We start from the raw sequence: 18,717 nt of genomic DNA on the forward strand, positions 1-18,717 counted from the left end.
TCGGCAGCTTCCTTATCATCGTTGCGGCAGGTCACGGCACGGTCAAGATCCGGCCGCGCATCGTTGACATGTGACCAACCTGACATCAGGGTAGGAGTCAACCGCTGTCGCTCGATGGCGGCCACCGGAGTCATCCGGGTCATCACCGCACGCGAGCAGAACCTTCCCGTCGCGCCGCTGCGTCCCGATCGGACGCGGACGCGATGTTCTGCTCGCCCTCTTCGAGGAGAAGCATGAAAAGAGCGCGCAACCGGGGCCTGGGACGGGCCCTGCTGGCGACCCTGACAGGTGCCGCACTCGTGACGAGTTTCGCGACACCCGCCATGGCCGACCAGAATTCTGGTCCCACCCCCCCGGCCCAGGGGCTGAAGTCACAGCCCGTCAAGGCCACCAAGATCTCGCCCCGGCTCGCCAGCGCGTCGGGGCAGACTTCTGTATTCGTCCAGTTCACCGGTCAGGGTGCGTTCGACCGCACCCAGCCCGTCGGCGTCAAACGCGGCACGCAGAAGCCGGTCGCACGGGTCGCCGAGGTCAAAGCCATCCGCGCCAGCATCACCTCGGCCGCGCGGTCGGCGGCGAGCGCGGCGGGTGCGAGCACGCTCTACACCACCACCAACACGATTCCCGGTGTCGCCCTGCGCGGCGACGCGGCCGCCCTGCGCGCCTTGGCCAAGCAGGCCAACGTCGTCAAGATCACCCCGCTGGTGCCGAAGAAGCCCAGCAACAAGGGCACGGACATCGACACCCGAGCCCTGGACTCGTGGGTGCAGAAGAAGGCGACCGGTGAGGGCACGACGATCGCCGTGATCGACACCGGTATCGACTACACCCACACCGATTTCGGCGGCCCGGGCACGGCGGCGGCGTTCGCTCAGGCGAAGGCCTCCCCGACGGTGCCGGCCGGCCTCTACGACCCGGCGAAGTTCGCCGGTGGTTACGACCTGGTGGGCGACGACTACAACGCCGATCCCAGCTCGGCGACGTATCAGCCGGTGCCGAAGCCGGACGCCAACCCGCTGGACTGCAACGGGCACGGCACTCACGTGGCCGGCACCGCCGCCGGGTACGGCGTGAACGCCGACGGCTCGACCTTCACCGGCGACTACGGCACCCTGACCGCCGACACGGTCAACGCCATGCGCATCGGCCCGGGTTCGGCCCCCAAGGCCAAGCTCGTCGGGCTGCGCGTTTTCGGCTGTGACGGCTCGTCCGACGTCGTCGGTTCGGCCCTGGACCGGGTCCTCGACCCGAACGGGGACGGCGATTTCAGCGATCGGGCGCAGATCGTGAACATGTCCCTGGGCAGCGACTGGTCCCCCACGGACGATCCCGAGAACGCCATCGTCGACAATCTGACGGATCAGAACATTCTCTCCGTGGTGGCTTCCGGCAACGCCGGTGACAGCTACGACATCGGCGGTTCACCGGGCAACGCCCGGTCGTCCCTGACCGTGGCGAACAGCATCGGCTCGCAGGTCACCCTCGACCGGGTCGATGTCCTGGCACCGGCGAACGTCGCCGGTCAGGCGCAGGGCCAGTACTCCGCCAACTTCGACTACAACGCCGCCGGCGTCACGCAGGCGCAACTGACCGGCACGGTGGTCGTGCCGGACGCGGCCAACAAGTTCGGCTGCCAGGCGTTCCCTGCCGGGTCCCTGACCGGCAAGTGGGTGTGGCTGCAGTGGGAGGAGAACGGTTCCTTCCCGTGCGGTTCGGCCGCGCGGTTCAACAACGCGGAGAAGGCCGGCGCCACGGGTGTCGTGCTCGACTCGCCGCGGGACGTGTTCGACTCGGGCATCGCGGGCAACGCCACCATCCCGGGTATCCAGCTGAACCGGACCTCGTCCGACAAGCTGCGCCCGGCGGCCACCGCAGGCACCCTGCAGCTGCGGCTGAGCCCGGACTACATCGGCACCGCCGGTGGCGCCTCGGGCCAGAAGGACCAGCTCAATGCCAGCTCCTCCCGTGGCGTGCACGGCTCCAACGGCATCATCAAGCCCGATGTCGCCGCCGCGGGCACTCTGATCGGCTCCGCCGCCGTGGGCAGCGGTAACAAGCCGAACGTCAAGTCGGGTACCTCGATGGCGACTCCGCACGTGGCCGGCATCGCGGCGCTGGTCCGAGGCAAGTACCCGTTCCTCACGGCGACGCAGACCAAGGCGCTGGTGATGAACACCGCCAACAAGGACGTGCTCACCGCGGACGGCACCCCGTACGGCCCGAACCGGGTCGGTTCGGGTCGGGTGGACGCCCTGGAGGCGCTCAATTCCCCGACGTACGCCTACGCGACGGACGACCCGACGCTGACCAGCATCAACTTCGGCGTCCTCGAGGTGACCGACAAGCCGGTGACGGTCACGAAGAACGTCACGGTGCGGAACAACACCACTACCGCGGTGAGCTACGCGGCCGCCTTCCGGGCTTCCAGCCAGGTGCCCGGTGTGGCCTACGCGGTACCCGCCACCGTGTCGGTGCCGGCCGCCGCTTCGGCCACCGTCCCGATCACGATGACGATCAACGACCCTCGGGCGCTGGCCAAGTCGATGGACCCGTCACTCGAGACGGAGCAGCAGGGCCTGGCCCGGCAGTTCATGGCCGAGGCCGCCGGTCGGCTGACTCTGACGGCCGCGTCGAAGCCGGTGCTGCGCGTACCGGTGTACGCGTCGGTGAAGCCGGCGTCGGCAATGTCCGCCGGGACCGTGTCCTTCAGCGCCAATCCGACCAGCACCCTGGTGCCGCTCTCGGGTCGGGGCAACACGCAGACCGGGTTCGGCGCCGTCGTCGGCGGCTTCCAGCTCGGGGCGTCGAGCACGCGCCTGCCGGATTCGACCGCGCCGCAGCGTGACGTCGTCGACCTGCAGTACGTGGGGGCGAACAGCTCGGTCCCGGCGGTCGCCGCGGCCGGCGGCAACGCCCGGACCGACGGTGTGGTCAACTTCGGGATCTCCACCTGGGCCAACAACCCGGCGATCGCCGCGAGCACCGAGTTCGACGTCGAGGTGGACACCAACCGGGACGGCAAGACGGACTACGTCACCTTCACGACCCGTCAGACCGGTGTGGACCTGGTCCTCGCGGCCACGTATCCGGTGGTGAACGGCAAGCTCGCCGCTGACCCGGTGGATGTGCGGCCGCTCAACGGCCGGACCGGTGAGACCGACACGAACACCTTCGACACCAACGCCTTCACCCTCCCGGTGCGGGCGGGTGTCTACGGCCTGGACCTGTCGAAGTCGGCGCCGATCCAGTACCGCGTGTCCAGTTTCAACGGCTACAGCAACAGTGCGATCGACTCCACTAGCTGGATCGCGTACAACCTGAGCCAGCCGAACGTCGCGTTCGGCAACGCGGACGGTTCCGTCCTGTTCGCCGACGTGCCGAACACGGGCCTGCCGGCCCAGCGATCGGCCTCCGGTGGCGCGGCACAGGCGCTGTTCCTGCACCTGCACAACGCGACCGGCGACCTGTCGGCCACGGACGGCGAGAAGGCGCAGGTGGTCCCGGTCACACTGCCGGCGCCGGCGTCGCCGTCGATCCCGTCGGCCTCCACGGTGACCACTATCGATCCGGGCGGTCGCTTGTGGGCTTACCCGGCCGACGGCCGGGGCGGTGTGACGCCACGCAAGCAGATCGGTGCGGGCTGGCAGAACGCCGTGTCGACCTCGGTGGTCGACTGGAACGGCGACCAGGTGCTCGACGTCGTCGCCCAGTGGAAGGACGGCCGACTGACGGTCTACCCGGGCGTGCGGACCGGCGGGTTCGCCACTCCGGTGACCCTCGCCTCCTCCGGGTGGGCCACCAAGAAGGTTCTCGCCACCCAGTGGACACGTACCGGCGCTCCGGGAATCCTGACCATCGAGAGCAACGGTGACATGCGGTACTACCCGAACACCAATGGTCTGATCGGTGCCAGCTCGGTGATCGGGCGGGGCTGGAGCGGGTTCGAGATCTCGGACACGGACTGGGACAAGGACGGGTCCACCGATCTGGTCGCTCGCAACACCCGCGGTGAGCTTCTGGTTTATCGCAGCAACGGCGCCGGAGGTTTCCTCAATGAGGCACGTCCGGTGGTCGGTCGCGGCTGGCAGATCATGTCCGACATCGTTGCCCGTCCCGACTTCACGGGCAACGGCTCGCTCAGCGTGCTGGGCATCGACAACGCCGGGAAGCTGCGGAACTACCGGGTGGTCAACAAGGCGTTCACCACGATGAACATCGTGGGCACCGGCTGGACCGGGTACAAGCTGAGCGAGTGATCCATCCCGTGGCCCCTTCCCGGAGGGACCGCTGAACCGGGGGCCGGTGGCGATCAGTCACCGGCCCTCGGTGCTGTCCGGGATCGTCCGCAACGGTGGCGTTCAACGGCCACAGCTCAGCCGGCCGGACCCGGTCGTGTCCACCACTCCGGCGTCGGTCAGCTGGCGGAACCGGGTGCCGAGGACGAGGTCGACGGCCGTCCCGGACCGCTCGTCCTCCCGATAGACGGACCCGGGAAGCTGCCGCTGCACGGTCAGCGCCGCCGATCGACCCGCTCGGCCGGCGACCACGACGACGGGCGCGCGGTCCTCCACCGCGCGGTTGCCGACCGCGGTGATCTCGAGGCCGCGCTCCCGCAGCCGCGCCGCGACCGAGGCCGCCAACCCCGGCGTCGTCGTCGCGTTGAACACCCCCACCCGCACCCGGCCCGCCGCCGCCGGCACCACCGGGTCGATCGGGCAGCCGGCGGCGTCCACGGTGGGCCGGGGTGTTGCGGACGCGGACGTCGACGGCGCGGACGCGGGGAACGGACGGTATCCCTGCACCATGGCCAGCACCAGGACCAGCGCCGAGCCGAGCACCACCAGCGTCAGGACCAGCACCAGGCCGTGCAGCAGCCGGTGACGGTGCCGGTTCCGTTCCCGCTCGGGCTCATCGGCCCGCAGGATGCGGTGCAACTCCTCGCTGGTGACGATGTGGTGACCGTGCAGGTCCAGAGGGTCGCGCGGCCGTCGCGCCACGGGGGCCGCCTTTCTGCCGTCGGTCCGGCTTCGTGGACCTTCGGTCCGTTTCAGTCCTCGATCTCGAGCACGCGGGCGTGCATCACCGCCCGCCGGTGCAGGGCCGAGCGGACCGCTCGGTGCAGGCCGTCCTCGAGGTACAGCTGCCCGCGCCACTTGACCACGTGCGGGAACAGGTCGCCGTAGAAGGTGCTGTCCTCCGCGAGCAGGGCCTCCAGGTCCAGGGTCCGCCGGGTGGTGACCAGCTGGTCGAGGCGCACCTGGCGCGGAGCGACCGCGGCCCAGTCCTTCGGTGTGGCCAGGCCATGGTCCGGATAGGGTCGGCCCTCACCGACCGCCGCGAAGATCATTGGACCATGCTAGGCACAGCCCCGACCACGGTGCCTCTCGCGCGGGGTCCGGGGCCCGCTGTCCGGGACGAGGCGTCAGGTCCGAGGCCCACTGCACGGACCGAGCGCGGGCGGGCTGCCACACTGGTGCCCATGGACATCGCCCCTCCCTTCGCGTCCTCGCCGGCCCCGTTCGGTCTCCTGCTCGACGTGGACGGGCCGATCGCCAACACGGTGACCCGCACCATCGAGGTCGAGAGCATCGTCACCGACCTGGTGGCTCTGGGCAACACGGGGATCCCGCTGGCCTTCAACACCGGCCGCTCCGCCGAGTTCCTGCAGCGCGAGGTGACCCCACGCCTGCGGGACGCCGGCATGGATCCGCGAGCGCGACTACACGCGATCGGGGAGAAGGGCGGCACCTGGTTCAGCTCCGGGGAGCCGAGCGGAACGGTGCACGTCGACGAGTCGGTGCGACTGCCCGCGCTCATCACCGACCTCGTCCGGCCGTTACTGACGGGCCGGTACGGCACCCACATGTTCCTGGACGAGGGCAAGCTGGCGATGGTGACCCTCGAGCAGTCGACCGCCGTGACCAACGACGCCTACCTGAGCGTGCAGGCGGACTTCGACGCGGAGCTGCTCGCCGCCCTGACCCACGCGGGCATCGGCTGGATCCACGAGGTGTACGACCGGCGGTTCCACCCCGACGAGCAGGGCAACACACCGGTCCGGGTCGAGCCGACGATCATCTCCACGGACATCCAGCACGAACGGTCGGGCAAGGCACTCGGGGCGGAGCGCGCCCTGGAACTGTTTGACGACGACGGGCCGCTGCCGCGGCGGTGGTACACGGTGGGCGACACCCCGTCGGACTACGCGATGGCCGACTGGCTGCACGAACGCGGTCACGACGTCGTGCACGTGGACGTGCGGCCGGTGCCGCGCCGGGAGGACCCGCCCTACCCGGTGGAAGCCGTGGATGATGTCGAACCCGACGTCGCGGCCGCCCGCTTCCTGCGCGAGCGGGTGGCGGAGATGCGACTGGGCAGCTGACCCGCAGCCCTCACTCCATCAGGGGGAGCGGCTAGGCTCCGAGGACGCAGGGCCAGAATGTCCTACAGAGATGGAGGAAACGATGCGCTTGTTCGATCCCTCGAAGAGCCAGAAGAGCGAAGCGCACGCACGCTGGTACGCCACCATTGAAATCATCTACACCATCGTCGACTTCGCCGCTGCCGGCCTCTTCATCGTCGGCAGCATCCTGTTCTTTTCACCCTCGGCCATGACGCCGGCGCTGTGGTGCTTCCTCATCGGGTCCGTCTGCTTCGCGCTCAAGCCCACGTTGCGGCTCGTCCGTCAGCTCCACTACCTCAAACTGGACAAGATCAGCACGCTGGCCGACATGGAACGTCACCACGGTTGATCCCACACCTGCGGCAGAGATCTCTACACATGGGCCGGACGCACGAGGGTCCCTGAATTGCGTTGTCGCAACACAAGGACCCTCGACATCACACTGGCGGAGGATGGGGGATTTGAACCCCCGAGGGCGTTAACCCAACACGCGTTCCAGGCGTGCGCCATAGGCCGCTAGGCGAATCCTCCTGGTGGTGCCCGCGTACGAGCACCGTCTCACGATACCCGATAGCCGCACCGCCAACCCAATCCGGGCGGGTCAGGCCTCGTCGCCTCCCTCGTCCAGGCCACGCTGCGCCCGTTCGGCCTCCGGGGAGGCGCCCTCGGGAAGGGCGTCGGTGGCCGGCGGGACCTCGCTCGGCGCGTAGTCGGCGACGCCCGCATCGACGCGCTCTTCCTCCGTCGCCTCCGCCAGCTCGTCGAGTTCCTCGTCGTCGACCGGCTTCGCGCCGCCGTGGTAGCTGCGGTCCCGGCTGGGGAGCGCGTCGTCCTCGGGCTCCATCACGTCGTCGAGGCCGGGCTGATCGGGGTCTGACTGACCGGGACGGGACCGGTCGTTCGGGGTGCTCACCATCGTCTCCTTCGTACGCGTCTGGCGCGGGTCGCGGTTCACGTCCGAGGTCGTCCGACCACGGTGGCGATCCGCTCGACGGTCACCGCGGCCACGGCCTCACTCGCAGACTAGCCACCCTCCGCCCGCGGGGACCAGTGGCCGACGAGGACAGCGTCACGGCGCCCGGCACGAGAGTGGAGCCCGGATCCGTTAGACTTGTTCGCAGCCCCTCGCGCGGCGTCATCCTGTTGAACTCCCCCAGGACCGGAAGGTAGCAAGGGTAAACGGGCTCTGGCGGGTGTGCGAGGGGTCTCTACGTTTCTGCGCCCGTGGCGGCCCGTCCCGAGCACCGTCACCGGCCGGCCAGTTCCGTCAGTGCCAGTCGATAGGGTTTCATCCGTGAGCACAGCCCTGTACCGCCGCTACCGTCCCGAGACGTTCGCCGACGTCATCGGCCAGGAGCACGTCACCGAGCCGCTGATGACGGCGCTGCGGAAGAACAGGGTCAACCACGCCTATCTCTTCTCCGGACCGCGCGGGTGCGGCAAGACCACCTCCGCCCGGATCCTGGCCCGCTGTCTGAACTGCGCTCAGGGTCCCACCGACACTCCGTGCGGCGTGTGCGACAGCTGCCGGGAACTGGCGCGCGACGGGGCCGGCAGCCTGGACGTCATCGAGATCGACGCCGCGAGTCACGGCGGCGTCGACGACGCGCGGGATCTGCGCGAGCGGGCGACGTTCGCCCCGGTGCGCGACCGCTACAAGGTCTTCATCATCGACGAGGCGCACATGGTCACGTCGGCCGGCTTCAACGCGCTGCTCAAGATCGTCGAGGAACCGCCCGAGCACATCCTCTTCATCTTCGCCACGACCGAGCCGGACAAGGTGATCGGCACCATCCGGTCCCGCACGCATCACTACCCGTTCCGGTTGGTCCCGCCGGAGCCCCTGCTCGCGTACCTCGAACGGCTGTGCGCCGAGGAGAACGTGCCGGTGGCCCCGGGCGTGCTCTCCCTGGTGATCCGCGCCGGCGGCGGCTCGGTCCGGGACACGCTCTCCGTCCTGGACCAGTTGATGGCCGGTGCCGCGGACGAGGGCCTGAGCTACGAGATGGCCATCGACCTGCTCGGCTACACGCACGCCTCCCTGCTCGACGACGTCGTCGACTCCCTCTCCGCCGGGGACGCAGCCACGGTGTTCGGGGCAGTGGATCGGGTGATCCAGACGGGACACGACCCCCGCCGATTCGTCGAGGACCTGCTCGAGCGGTTCCGTGACCTGATCATCGTCGGTGCCATGGACGAGTCCGCCCGCCACGTGCTGCGCGCCGTCCCCGAGGACGCGATCGCCCGGATGCAGCACCAGGCCCGCCAGCTCAGCCGGGCGGAGCTGTCCCGCGCGGCCGACATCACCAACGCGGCCCTGACCGAGATGACCGGCGCCACCTCCCCCCGCCTGCACCTCGAGCTGCTGTGCGCGCGGTTGCTGCTGCCCGGCGCCGAGGTCGGCGAGCGGGGGGTCGCCGCCCGGGTGGACCGGATCGAGCGACGCCTGAACTACGCCGCGCCCGACGCCGGGCGAGGGCCGGCGAGCGCCATCTCCGGTGCCGCGGAACACGGCAGTGATCACGTGGGCCTCACACCCGGTGCCGGTGCTCCCGCGGCCACCGCGACCGACGGGGCACCTTCCGCGGGTAGCGCCGACGAGGCTTCCGCCCCGGACCCGGCTCGCGGAACCCACCACGTCGTCGACAAACCAGCGAACCGCGCTGTCGGGTCCGGATTCGACAGCGCCTCCGGGCCCACTGCTGCCGGCAGGACGGAGGGCCGGGACCGCGCGGGCACGCCCGGCGCGCCGGAAGCTCCGGCCACGTCCCCCGCGCGCCCGGCGCCCGCCCGTCCTGCGCCGGCCTGCCCCGCGCCGGCCCCCGTCGACGAGGCCGGGGCGGAGCAGCCCGTGGTCGATGACCACGACGTGCCCACCGATCACGACGCATCCCCGGTCGCGGCGGAGCCGGTGGCCGCCGACGACCTGCCCGAACCTCCGGCCTCTCGCCGTCCCGGTGGGAACGCCGCCGCCGAGGACGACGAGACCCGGCGAGAGGAACAGGCCGCGCCCGCGGCGGCGGCAGCTGCCGGAAGCGCGGAGACCGGCGCCGATGCACCGGCACCCGGCGGTACTTCCGGTGCGGACGTGGACATGGTGCGCCGGGCGTGGCCCGAGGTGCTCGAGGCACTGAGCCGCACCAAGAAGGTGGCCTGGATCCTGGTGAGCCAGAACGGCACCGTCCGCGCGTTGCGGGACAACACGCTCTACCTCGAGTTCCCGACCTCGGGCATCGCGGACCAGTTCGGTCGGCACGAGGAGCACGTACGGGATGCCCTCGGCTCCGTTCTCGGGCTCCAGGTTCGCGTCGCCGCCGTTCATCCGGGCTCGGCGCCGCCCTCCGGTGGTGCCAGGAATGACGAGACCGCGGACGGGGGTGGCCGCCCAAAAGCACCGGCTGAATCGACCGGCCGCGGCGCGCGTCCGGCCGCTTCCGGCCGTCCCGTCGCGGGGGATCCGACCGGTTCCACCCGTCCGGTCACGGCGGATCCGGCTGCCCGGACGGTCGAGCGCGCGTCCCGGCCCGACATGGTGCCGGCCGATCGCGACACCCGAGCGGGCCGGACCGAGAAGGCGGACACGAATCCTCGGGAGCGGGTGTGGTCGCCGTCCGGGCCCGTGCCCGCGGCGTCCGCCGCATCACCGCAGCCTCCTGCATCCTCAGCCCAAGCGGGTTCGACGCCGACGGCCGGGTCCGTTCACGCGGGAGCCGCTGCGCCGGTCCCGGCACGCCCGGACCCGGGGCACGACGAGCCTCCTCTCCCGGACGAGCCCGGTCCCGAGGAGCCGCCGTTCCCCGACGACGGGTTCCCGGGTCCCGGCCGCGGGACTTCCGCGCTGCGCCCCCCGGCTCCCGCACCCACAGAACCGGTTCCGGGGACGTCCCGAACGGCGCGCCCTGCGCCGACCAACGGGCGGGTCTCCTCCGCCGAGGCACCGGCACGCCCCGCGCCCAGCACATCCTCCGCCGAGGCACCGGCAGGCACGGTCCCCGGCACATCCTCCGCCGAGGCACCGGCACGCACGCTCCCCGGCACGTCGTCCGAGGCGCCCGTGCGACCGTCACCGTCTTCCCTGAGCGACCGCACCCGATCGGACCCCACCGGTGGTGACGCCGACAGGATCGAACCGGACCGGTCGACGAGCGCGTCATCGCCCGGGACGGCGGCACCCGCGGAACGGCCCGCGGCGGCCGGATCCGTGGCGGTGCCGACGCCGCTGGAGGACATCCCCAGCGAGGATGACCAGGTGCTCGAGGACTCGGGCCGCGCCGGCCGCGCCGCCGCCGAACGCGTGCTCGGTGCCCAGCTCGTCGACGAGCGCGAGCTGTTACGGGACTGACCCGCACCCCCGCACCCCCGCACCCCCGCACCCGTGAAGGATAAGGTGAGACCGTGTACGAAGGAGCCGTCCAGGAGCTGATCGACGAGCTCGGACGCCTTCCCGGCATCGGCCCCAAGTCCGCTCAGCGCATCGCGTTCCACATCCTCGAGGCGGACGGAGCGGACATGCGCCGGCTCGCCACCGCCATCACCGATGTCAAGGAGCGGGTCAAGTTCTGCTCGATCTGCGGGAACGTCTCCGAGTCCGAGACCTGCTCGATCTGCCGCGACCCGCGCCGCGATCCGAGCGCCATCTGCGTGGTCGAGGAGTCCAAGGACGTGATGGCGGTCGAGCGGACCCGCGCCTACCGCGGCCGCTACCACGTGCTCGGTGGCGCCATCAACCCCATCGGCGGCGTCGGTCCGGAGCAGCTGCGTATCCGGGAATTGCTCAACCGGCTCTCCGACGACGCCGTCACCGAGGTCATCATCGCCACGGACCCCAACCTCGAGGGGGAGGCCACCGCCACCTACCTCGGCCGGATGCTCTCCACCCTCGGCATCCGGGTGACCCGGCTGGCCTCGGGCCTGCCCGTGGGCGGGGACCTCGAGTACGCCGACGAGGTCACCCTCGGCCGCGCCTTCGAGGGCCGCCGCAACCTCTGAATCGCGGCCGTCGATCCGGCAGCCCCACCCGGGAGCTCGTGCCGGCGACCCGACGTACCCACGGTCCGTCCCGGCCAACCCGCACCGAGCCGGACGGCCACACTCCGGACGCGATTGAGGCCCCTCCGGGCGGCCGGACTACACTTTCCGTGGCGTCCGCGCGCCCGCCGCGCGTGGCCCGCCCCCGTGTCCGTGAGCCGTGGCAGGAGCGCAACGCCCGTGAGCCTGATCGTCCAGAAGTACGGCGGTTCCTCCGTCGCCGACGCCGAGGGCGTCAAGCGCGTCGCCCGCCGGGTCGTGGACACCCAGCGCGCCGGGCACGACGTCGTCGTCGTCGTCTCCGCGATGGGTGACACCACCGATGAACTGCTGGACCTGGCCGAGCAACTCACCGCCGCGCCCCCGGCCCGCGAGATGGACATGCTGCTCACCGCCGGTGAGCGGATCTCCATGGCGCTGCTCGCGATGGCCGTCTCCGACCTCGGCGCCAGGGCACAGTCGTTCACCGGCAGTCAGGCCGGCCTGATCACCGACAGCCTGCACGGCCGTGCCCGTCTCGTCGAGGTCGATCCGCACCGGATCCGCACGTCCGTCGACAAGGGGAACATCGCCATCGTCGCCGGGTTCCAGGGGATGAGCCGGTCCACCAACGACATCACCACGCTCGGCCGCGGCGGCTCGGACACCACCGCCGTCGCCCTCGCCGCCGCCCTGCACGCCGACGTCTGCGAGATCTACACCGACGTGGACGGCGTCTACACCGCGGACCCGCGGATCGTGCCCAACGCGCAGAAGATCGGTCGGATCAGCAGCGAGGAGATGCTGGAGATGGCCGCGTCCGGCGCGAAGGTCCTGCACCTGCGCTCGGTCGAGTACGCCCGTCGCTTCGGCCTGCCGCTGCACGTCCGCTCCTCCTTCAGCCACCACGAAGGCACCTGGGTCATTCCCGACCCCGCCACGGCGCACGACATCAGCGAAGGGATCACCTTGGAACAGCCCATCATCTCCGGCGTCGCCCACGACCGCTCCGAGGCCAAGCTGACCGTCGTCGGCGTCCCCGACGTCCCCGGCAAGGCCGCACGCATCTTCGAGGTGATCGCCGCAGCCCAGGTGAACATCGACATGATCGTTCAGAACATCTCCACCACCCGCGGCCGCACCGACATCTCCTTCACCCTCGGCATGAGCCAGGGGGCGACGGCGCTGGAGGCCCTCGAGGCGGCCCAGGGGCAGATCGGTTTCGACTCCCTCTCCTACGACGACTCCATCGGCAAGCTGTCGCTGGTCGGTGCCGCGATGCGCTCGAACCCGGGCGTCTCCAGCCAGTTCTTCTCCGCACTGTCCCGCGCCGGCATCAACATCGAGATGATCTCCACCTCGGAGATCCGGATCTCCGTGGTCACGCGGGCCGACTCGCTCGACGAGGCCGTCCGCGCCGTGCATCAGGCGTTCGGGCTGGACAGTGAGACCACGGCCACCGTGCACGGCGGCACGGGCCGCTGACACCACGCCCCAGAGAGGATTGACCGTCCGGGAGGCGCCATGGAACTGACCACCCTGCTCCTCCTGCTCCTGGCTTCGCTCGCCGTGACCGCCGTGGCCCGGCGGCTGAAGTTCCCCGCCCCGCTCCTGGTCGTCGCCGTCGCTCTCGCCGCGTCGGCCGTCCCCGGACTGCCCGACTTCCGGTTCGACTCCGAGGTCATCCTCACCATCGTGCTGCCGCCGTTGCTGTACTCGGCCGCCCTGGACATCTCCTATCAGGACTTCCACCAGTCGCTCCGCCAGATCACCAAGCTCGGGATCGGCCTCGTGGCGGTCACCGCCGTCGTCGCCGGTCTGATCGCGTTCTGGATCGTCCCCGAGTTGACGCTGCCGGCAGCCCTCCTGCTCGGGGCGATCGTCGCCCCTCCCGACGCCGTCTCGGCGGCCGCGATCGGCAAGAAACTGGGCCTGCCCCGGCGCGTCATGACGGTGCTCTCCGGCGAGTCCTTGATCAACGACGCCGCCGCCCTGACCCTGTTCAAGGTCTTCCTCGCCGGGGTGGCCCTGCCCACCCGCGCCGGTGAAGGGATAGCCACCTTCGTCATCGCCGTCGTCGTCGGCATCCCAGTCGGCCTGGCGCTGGGTTACATCGTGCATCTCGTCCGGGCCCGGCTGAACGATGCCGTCATCGAGACCGTCCTCAGCCTGCTGTTACCCTTCGTCGCCTACACCGCTGCCGATCAGCTCGGTGGCTCCGGCGTGCTCGCCGCCGTCGCCGCCGGTCTGTTCGTCGGCTACCACTCACCGCGCTCCGGGTACGCGACCCGGTTGCAGGAGCAGCCCATCTGGGCGGCCACCGATGTGCTTCTGGAAGCCTTCGTCTTCGCGCTCATCGGGCTGCAACTGCCGGGCGTCGTCGAGGAGGCGGCCGACAGCTCCGAGGGGCTGTGGCCTTCCGCCGTCGTCGCCCTCGTCCTGTTGGCCGTGTGCCTGCTGGTTCGACCGGCGTTCGTGTTCGGCACCGAGCTGATCGGCCGCCGGCTGCCCTCCCGACGTCGGCAGGACCGCCTCACCTGGCAGGAGACCACCGTGGTCTCCTGGACCGGCATGCGCGGCGTCGTCACGCTCGCCGCGTCGGCGTCGGTACCCCAGACCACGGCCACGGGCGAGGCCTTCCCCGGCCACAGCACCATCGTCATCACCGCGTTCACCGTCACGGTCGGCAGTCTGCTGCTGCAGGGGCTGACTCTGCCCTGGCTGATCCGCCGGATGGGCGTCGCAGACCCGGGCCGGAGGCGCCGGCAGCTGGCCGCCGAGCTGGTCGTGTTCGAACGGACGACCGACCGGGCGCTGGCGCACCTGCACGATCACCGTGACCAGTGGGACGCTCGGTACGGTCGTCAGAAGACCGATCAGTTCATCGGGCGCCTGGAGCAACTGGCCCGCGACCGCACCGGTCAGGTGCGGTCGGCCGTCGACGCGGAGGAGGAGTCGGCGACCGCGTCGGCGACCGCGGCAGCGGCGTTCGAGGGGCTGCGCCGGGACCTGCTCCGGATCCGCCGCGACGTGCTGATGGACGAGCGCGACGCCGGCACGATCGACGACGAGGTGATGCGGCAGGTGCTGCTCGAGATCGACGCAGAAGAGCTCGCCATGGACCACTCCTGGCTCGCCCGGATGCGGTCATGAGGCCGCTCACGCTCCTGACCGCGCCGGACGGCGAGCAGCGGGCCGCCGCGCACCGGAACCGGGCCGCCCGGTACACCGTTGCGCACCGGGAGCGCCGCTCCGCCGGGGTGAAACACCCGGTCGAGGACTTCCTCTTCACCTACTACGCCCTCACCCCCGGCCGGCTCGAACGCTGGCACCCCGGGGCCGGCGTCGTCGTCACCGGTCGGTCGGCCACCGAGCGGGCCGGTTGGAGGGACTACCGGTCACTGGACGTCGCGGAGCGAGCCGGGCTGGGCTTGACCGCGGACGAGCCGGCCGTGACCGTGGACGTGGACGGCTTCCTGACCCGGCGGTCGGTGACCGTCGCCTTCGTCGGGCGGCTGTTGCGCTCGACAGCGTCGCGGCCCGGTCAGTTCGGCTGCTTCGGCCTGCATGAGTGGGCGATGGTGTATCGGCAGGACGCGGGCGACCGGAGGCATGAGGCGCTGCCCCTGCGGCTGGGCGCGGCGGGCACGGACGCCGTCGTCGAGTCCCACCGGCTCCGCTGCACGCACATCGACGCGTTCCGCTTCTTCACCGACGAGGCGGTGCCGCGCAACGAGCTGCACCCCACGCGGGAGCGGCAGGTCGAACTCGACCAGCCCGGCTGCCTGCACGCCACGATGGACCTGTACAAGTGGGCGTACACGCTGCTGCCGGTGGTCCCCGGTGAGCTGGTGCTCGACTGTCTGGACCTCGCGGCGGACGTGCGCGAGATCGACATGCGGGCCTCCCCCTACGACCTCACCGGACACGGCCTGACCGCTGTGCCGATCGAGACGCCCGCGGGCAAGGGGGAGTACGTGGCAGCCCAGCGCGGATTCGCCGACCGGGGGGCCGAGCTGCGGCAGCGCCTGCTGGCCGCACTGGATTCGCTGGCGGCGTTCGTGCGGTGACGCCGGCTCAGGCGGGCCGGTCCGTCGCGGACGGTGTCGCGGGGTCCGGCCGACGCAACGGGTGCTCCCCGTGCCGCTGCTGCGCCGCTCGCAGCGACTCCTGGGCCCGCCGGCGGTTCTCGTCCTCGCGCTGCCGGCGCGCCTGCGAGAACAGGATCCCGCCGAGGCCGACGGCGACGGCGCCGGCCAGGATGAACGGCAACGCTGACTTCGATTCCTCGCCCATGGCCTCAGCCTAGCCGCGCCCTCGGCGAGGAACCTTTCCGGTCGGCCGCCGATCGCGGTCCGGTCCTGCGTCGTCGAGCCCGGGTGACCGCCCCGGCACCCACCCGACCGGGATCACCGGTAGCGACCGGAGTCGTCCGGGCGTGCGCCAGACTGGGAGCCGACCCGGAAGGACCCATGACCACGACCCTCTACACCGCCGCCGCCGTCCACACCCTCGCCGATGACGCCGGCGACGGACCGGCGCGCGCACTGCTCGTCCGCGCCGGCCGGGTCCTCGCGACCGGAGACCCGGCGAGGCTGCGGGCGCACGCCCCCGCCGGCACCCGGATCGTCGACCTCGGGGACAGCGTCGTCGTCCCCGGGTTCACCGACGCGCATGTGCACCTGACCCAGTTCGCCGAGGAGTTGATGGGGGTCGACCTGCGCTCCGCGGCTTCGGAGCAGGAGGCGCTGCGCCGCGTCGAGTCCCACGTGCGGACGATGCCGCCCGGCGCCTGGCTGTTCGGCGGGTCCTGGAACCACAACCACTGGACACCACCGGCGCAGCCGGACCGGTACGGTCTTGACGCCGTCACCGGCGAGCGTCCGGTGACCCTGATCAGCGCCGACGCGCACACCGTCTGGGCGAACACCGCCGCCCTGCACCGGCTCGGGATCACCCGGGACACCCCCGATCCGGTCGGCGGGGAGATCGTGCGCGACGCCGCCGGCGAAGCGACCGGCATCCTCCGGGAATCGGCGGTCTTTCCCGTCCGCGAGCTGCAGAACGGCCCGGCCGGTGGTGACGGCGTCGAGCAGTTCCGCGCCGCCCAGCGGTATCTGCTCGCTCAGGGCGTGACGGGCGTGCACGACGTCGACGGGATGACCGTGCTGCACGCCGCCGAGCGGCTGCGGGCGGACGGTGACCTGCACCTGCGGCTGCACAAGCTGCTGCCGGTCGCGGACCTGGACGAGCACATCGCCGCGGGGCTGCGGACCGGCGACGGCGACCCGTGGATCCGGATCGGGCCGGTGAAGATCTTCTCCGACGGGGCCCTCGGCTCCCACACCTGCCTGATGACGCACCCCTTCGCCGACTCGACCGGCGGCACGTCGAACGGCGACGATCACGGGGTCGAGGTCACCGCACCGGCACAGCTCGACGCACTCCTGACCCACGCGGCCTCCCACGGGATCGCGGCGGCCGTGCACGCGATCGGCGATCGGGCGAACGGCCAGGTGCTGGACGCCTTCGCGCGCGCCGCCGACCTGACCCGGGAGCACCGGCTGCGGCACCGCATCGAGCACGTCCAGTTCATCCGCCGACCGGATCTGGATCGGCTGGCGGCCCTGGGAGTGGTCGCCTCCATGCAGCCCCAGCACTACGCCCCCGACCTGTCCCTGCGCCACTTCGTGCCCGACGACGGCCTGGCCGCCTACGCGTGGCGATCCGTCCTCGACGCGGGCGTCACGCTCGCCTTCGGCTCCGACGCCCCGGTCGAGGCGCCCCGCCCCCTGCACGGCATCGCCGCCGCCGTCGCCCGCTGGGGCCCGGACGGCCGACCCGGGCGATGGCAACCGGCCGAGCGGCTGACCCCCCGGGAGGCGCTCGCCGCCTACACCACCGGTGCCGCCGCCGCGTCCGGGGAGTCGACGATCAAGGGCACGCTTGCACCCGGCATGCTCGCCGACTTCGTCGCCCTGGACATCGATCCGTTGACGGCCACCAGCGACGCCGTCCGGGACGCGACCGTCCGAGCCACCGTCGTCGACGGCGTGATCCGGTACCGGGCCTGAGCCCGGCACCGGTACGTCGCGTCCGGTTCCCGGTGTGCGTCGTCCTGTCGTCGGGGCGGTGCGCCGGGGCGGATAGACTGGGCTGGCAAGCTCGCGGAACGCCGACCGGCGTGAGACGGCACCTCCTCGAGCGTTCCCGGTTCCACCAGCCCGCAGGAGTCGCCCGCATGCAGCGGATCGTCGTCGAAGTCATGCCCAAGCCCGAGATCCTGGACCCGCAGGGCAAGGCCATCGTGAACGCGCTGCCCCGGATCGGCATCGACGCCTTCAGCGGCGTCCGGCAGGGCAAACGGTTCGAGCTGGCCGTCGACGGCGCCGTGACCGAGGCGCACCTGGCCGCCGCCCGGGAAGCCGCCGAGACACTGCTCTCCAACCCGGTGATCGAGGACGTCGTCTCCGTGTACGCGGTCGGTGAGACGAGCCCGGCGCATCCGTCCGAGGCGCTCCAGCCCGGCGCAGGGCCCGAGCAGTGAGTGATCTTCCGCTGATCGGGGACGACACCGGCGTGGACCGGCCCGCGCTGGACGAGGCCCGGATCGGCGTCGTCACGTTCCCCGGTTCCCTCGACGACCGGGATGCCGCCCGCGCGATCCGGCTCGCCGGAGCGACCCCGGTGCCCCTCTTCCACGCCGACGCCGATCTGCAGGACGTCGACGCCGTCGTGCTGCCCGGCGGATTCTCCTACGGCGACTACCTGCGGGCCGGCGCGATCGCCCGGTTCGCACCGTTGATGGAACGCCTCGTGGACGCCGCGAGCGGCTCCGGGTCCTCCTCCGGTGGGCCCCTGCCGGTGCTCGGCATCTGCAACGGTTTCCAGATGCTCACCGAGGCGCACCTGCTGCCCGGGTCGATGATCAAGAACGACCACCTGCACTTCGTCTGCCGCGACCAGGCGTTGCGCGTGGAGAACACCGCCACGGCCTGGACGAGTGCGTTCACCCCGGGACAGCGGATGGTCGTGCCCCTGAAGAACCAGGACGGCCAGTACGTCGCCGATGACGCCACGGTCGAGACGCTCGAGGGTGAGGGCCGGGTCGTGTTCCGCTACCTCGACGGCAACCCCAACGGCTCCCGCCGGGACATCGCCGGCATCACCAACCCGGCCGGCAACGTCGTCGGGCTCATGCCGCACCCCGAGCACGCCGTGGAGGACGGCTACGGCCCGTCCCTGGACGGTCTTGGCCTGTTCACCTCCGTGCTCACCACGCTCGTCCACCGCTGAGGAGACCCCGC

At 71.3% G+C, this 18,717-nt stretch carries 15 protein-coding genes, 1 tRNA gene and 1 other RNA gene; 12 read left to right on the plus strand and 5 right to left on the minus strand.

Annotation, left to right across the window (positions count from 1 at the left end; all coding sequences use genetic code 11):
- Positions 1-233: 233 nt before the first annotated feature.
- Positions 234-4,256, plus strand: a complete 4,023-nt coding sequence (locus BKD30_RS11715) for a S8 family serine peptidase (RefSeq protein WP_083956383.1) — start codon at positions 234-236, stop codon at positions 4,254-4,256.
- A 102-nt stretch (positions 4,257-4,358) separates the two neighbouring features.
- Here the strand turns inward: BKD30_RS11715 and BKD30_RS11720 are convergent, their stop codons facing one another.
- Positions 4,359-4,997 carry a LytR C-terminal domain-containing protein gene (locus tag BKD30_RS11720; RefSeq protein WP_076704818.1) on the minus strand — a complete coding sequence of 213 codons (639 nt, stop codon included), beginning with the start codon at positions 4,995-4,997 and terminating at the stop codon, positions 4,359-4,361.
- Positions 4,998-5,047: 50 nt separating this feature from the next.
- A complete protein-coding gene (locus tag BKD30_RS11725) occupies positions 5,048-5,347 on the minus strand; it encodes a type II toxin-antitoxin system VapB family antitoxin (protein WP_076704819.1) in 300 nt (99 codons plus the stop codon).
- Between the two features lie 132 nt (positions 5,348-5,479).
- Here BKD30_RS11725 and BKD30_RS11730 point away from each other — a divergent pair, with 132 nt between their 5' ends.
- Together BKD30_RS11730 and BKD30_RS11735 are read left to right on the plus strand one after the other, a co-directional pair.
- The gene (locus BKD30_RS11730) at positions 5,480-6,382 is read left to right on the plus strand and encodes a hypothetical protein (RefSeq protein WP_076704820.1); all 903 of its coding nucleotides are present in this window, start codon (positions 5,480-5,482) and stop codon (positions 6,380-6,382) included.
- An 82-nt stretch (positions 6,383-6,464) separates the two neighbouring features.
- Positions 6,465-6,752 carry a YrhK family protein gene (locus BKD30_RS11735; RefSeq protein WP_076704973.1) on the plus strand — a complete coding sequence of 96 codons (288 nt, stop codon included), beginning with the start codon at positions 6,465-6,467 and terminating at the stop codon, positions 6,750-6,752.
- A gap of 94 nt (positions 6,753-6,846) precedes the next feature.
- Here the strand turns inward: BKD30_RS11735 and BKD30_RS11740 are convergent.
- Together BKD30_RS11740 and BKD30_RS11745 are read right to left on the minus strand one after the other, a co-directional pair.
- A tRNA-Ser gene (locus tag BKD30_RS11740) sits at positions 6,847-6,934 on the minus strand.
- A gap of 70 nt (positions 6,935-7,004) precedes the next feature.
- Positions 7,005-7,316, minus strand: coding sequence for a hypothetical protein (locus BKD30_RS11745; protein ID WP_235861656.1), 312 nt, complete (start codon positions 7,314-7,316; stop codon positions 7,005-7,007).
- A 203-nt stretch (positions 7,317-7,519) separates the two neighbouring features.
- Between BKD30_RS11745 and ffs the strand changes: the two genes are divergently transcribed.
- The 6 genes from ffs (at position 7,520) to BKD30_RS11775 (ending at position 15,480) form a co-directional block, all read left to right on the plus strand.
- Positions 7,520-7,616: signal recognition particle sRNA small type (ffs, locus tag BKD30_RS11750), an RNA gene on the plus strand.
- 81 nt (positions 7,617-7,697) lie between these two features.
- Positions 7,698-10,745: a DNA polymerase III subunit gamma and tau gene (locus BKD30_RS11755; protein WP_083956385.1), complete on the plus strand. Its 3,048-nt coding sequence runs from the start codon at positions 7,698-7,700 to the stop codon at positions 10,743-10,745.
- A gap of 53 nt (positions 10,746-10,798) precedes the next feature.
- Entirely contained in the window at positions 10,799-11,392 is a 594-nt protein-coding gene (gene recR / locus BKD30_RS11760; RefSeq protein ID WP_076704823.1) for a recombination mediator RecR, read from the plus strand.
- 219 nt (positions 11,393-11,611) lie between these two features.
- Positions 11,612-12,895 carry an aspartate kinase gene (locus BKD30_RS11765; protein WP_083956386.1) on the plus strand — a complete coding sequence of 428 codons (1,284 nt, stop codon included), beginning with the start codon at positions 11,612-11,614 and terminating at the stop codon, positions 12,893-12,895.
- A 39-nt stretch (positions 12,896-12,934) separates the two neighbouring features.
- On the plus strand, positions 12,935-14,563 hold the full coding sequence (locus tag BKD30_RS11770) for a Na+/H+ antiporter (RefSeq protein WP_076704825.1): 1,629 nt from the start codon (positions 12,935-12,937) through the stop codon (positions 14,561-14,563).
- Positions 14,560-15,480, plus strand: a complete 921-nt coding sequence (locus BKD30_RS11775) for a 3-methyladenine DNA glycosylase (protein WP_076704826.1) — start codon at positions 14,560-14,562, stop codon at positions 15,478-15,480. Before BKD30_RS11770 ends, BKD30_RS11775 begins: the two co-directional genes overlap by 4 nt.
- A gap of 7 nt (positions 15,481-15,487) precedes the next feature.
- On the opposite strand, the gene BKD30_RS16210 is transcribed toward BKD30_RS11775, so the two are convergent.
- The gene (locus tag BKD30_RS16210) at positions 15,488-15,706 is read right to left on the minus strand and encodes a hypothetical protein (protein WP_076704827.1); all 219 of its coding nucleotides are present in this window, start codon (positions 15,704-15,706) and stop codon (positions 15,488-15,490) included.
- Between the two features lie 176 nt (positions 15,707-15,882).
- On the opposite strand from BKD30_RS16210, the gene BKD30_RS11785 reads away from it, so the two are divergent.
- The 3 genes from BKD30_RS11785 to purQ all read left to right on the plus strand — a co-directional run bounded on the left by BKD30_RS11785 (position 15,883) and on the right by purQ (position 18,706).
- On the plus strand, positions 15,883-17,484 hold the full coding sequence (locus BKD30_RS11785) for an amidohydrolase (RefSeq protein ID WP_076704828.1): 1,602 nt from the start codon (positions 15,883-15,885) through the stop codon (positions 17,482-17,484).
- 167 nt (positions 17,485-17,651) lie between these two features.
- Entirely contained in the window at positions 17,652-17,957 is a 306-nt protein-coding gene (gene purS, locus BKD30_RS11790) for a phosphoribosylformylglycinamidine synthase subunit PurS (RefSeq protein WP_076704829.1), read from the plus strand.
- Entirely contained in the window at positions 17,954-18,706 is a 753-nt protein-coding gene (purQ, locus tag BKD30_RS11795; protein ID WP_076704831.1) for a phosphoribosylformylglycinamidine synthase subunit PurQ, read from the plus strand. The genes purS and purQ overlap by 4 nt, the downstream gene beginning before the upstream one ends.
- Positions 18,707-18,717 lie beyond the last annotated feature (11 nt).

The sequence above is a fragment of the Tersicoccus phoenicis genome (assembly GCF_001968835.1).
In the GTDB taxonomy this organism is placed as follows: Bacteria; Actinomycetota; Actinomycetes; order Actinomycetales; family Micrococcaceae; genus Tersicoccus; species Tersicoccus phoenicis.

Coding starts and splice junctions, on each gene's coding strand:
- BKD30_RS11715 (WP_083956383.1), top strand. CDS start 234: ATGAAAAGAGCGCGCAACCGGGGCCTGGGACGGGCCCTGCTGGCGACC.
- BKD30_RS11725 (WP_076704819.1), bottom strand. CDS start 5,347: ATGATCTTCGCGGCGGTCGGTGAGGGCCGACCCTATCCGGACCATGGC.
- BKD30_RS11730 (WP_076704820.1), top strand. CDS start 5,480: ATGGACATCGCCCCTCCCTTCGCGTCCTCGCCGGCCCCGTTCGGTCTC.
- BKD30_RS11735 (WP_076704973.1), top strand. CDS start 6,465: ATGCGCTTGTTCGATCCCTCGAAGAGCCAGAAGAGCGAAGCGCACGCA.
- BKD30_RS11770 (WP_076704825.1), top strand. CDS start 12,935: ATGGAACTGACCACCCTGCTCCTCCTGCTCCTGGCTTCGCTCGCCGTG.
- BKD30_RS11775 (WP_076704826.1), top strand. CDS start 14,560: ATGAGGCCGCTCACGCTCCTGACCGCGCCGGACGGCGAGCAGCGGGCC.
- BKD30_RS16210 (WP_076704827.1), bottom strand. CDS start 15,706: ATGGGCGAGGAATCGAAGTCAGCGTTGCCGTTCATCCTGGCCGGCGCC.
- BKD30_RS11785 (WP_076704828.1), top strand. CDS start 15,883: ATGACCACGACCCTCTACACCGCCGCCGCCGTCCACACCCTCGCCGAT.
- purS (WP_076704829.1), top strand. CDS start 17,652: ATGCAGCGGATCGTCGTCGAAGTCATGCCCAAGCCCGAGATCCTGGAC.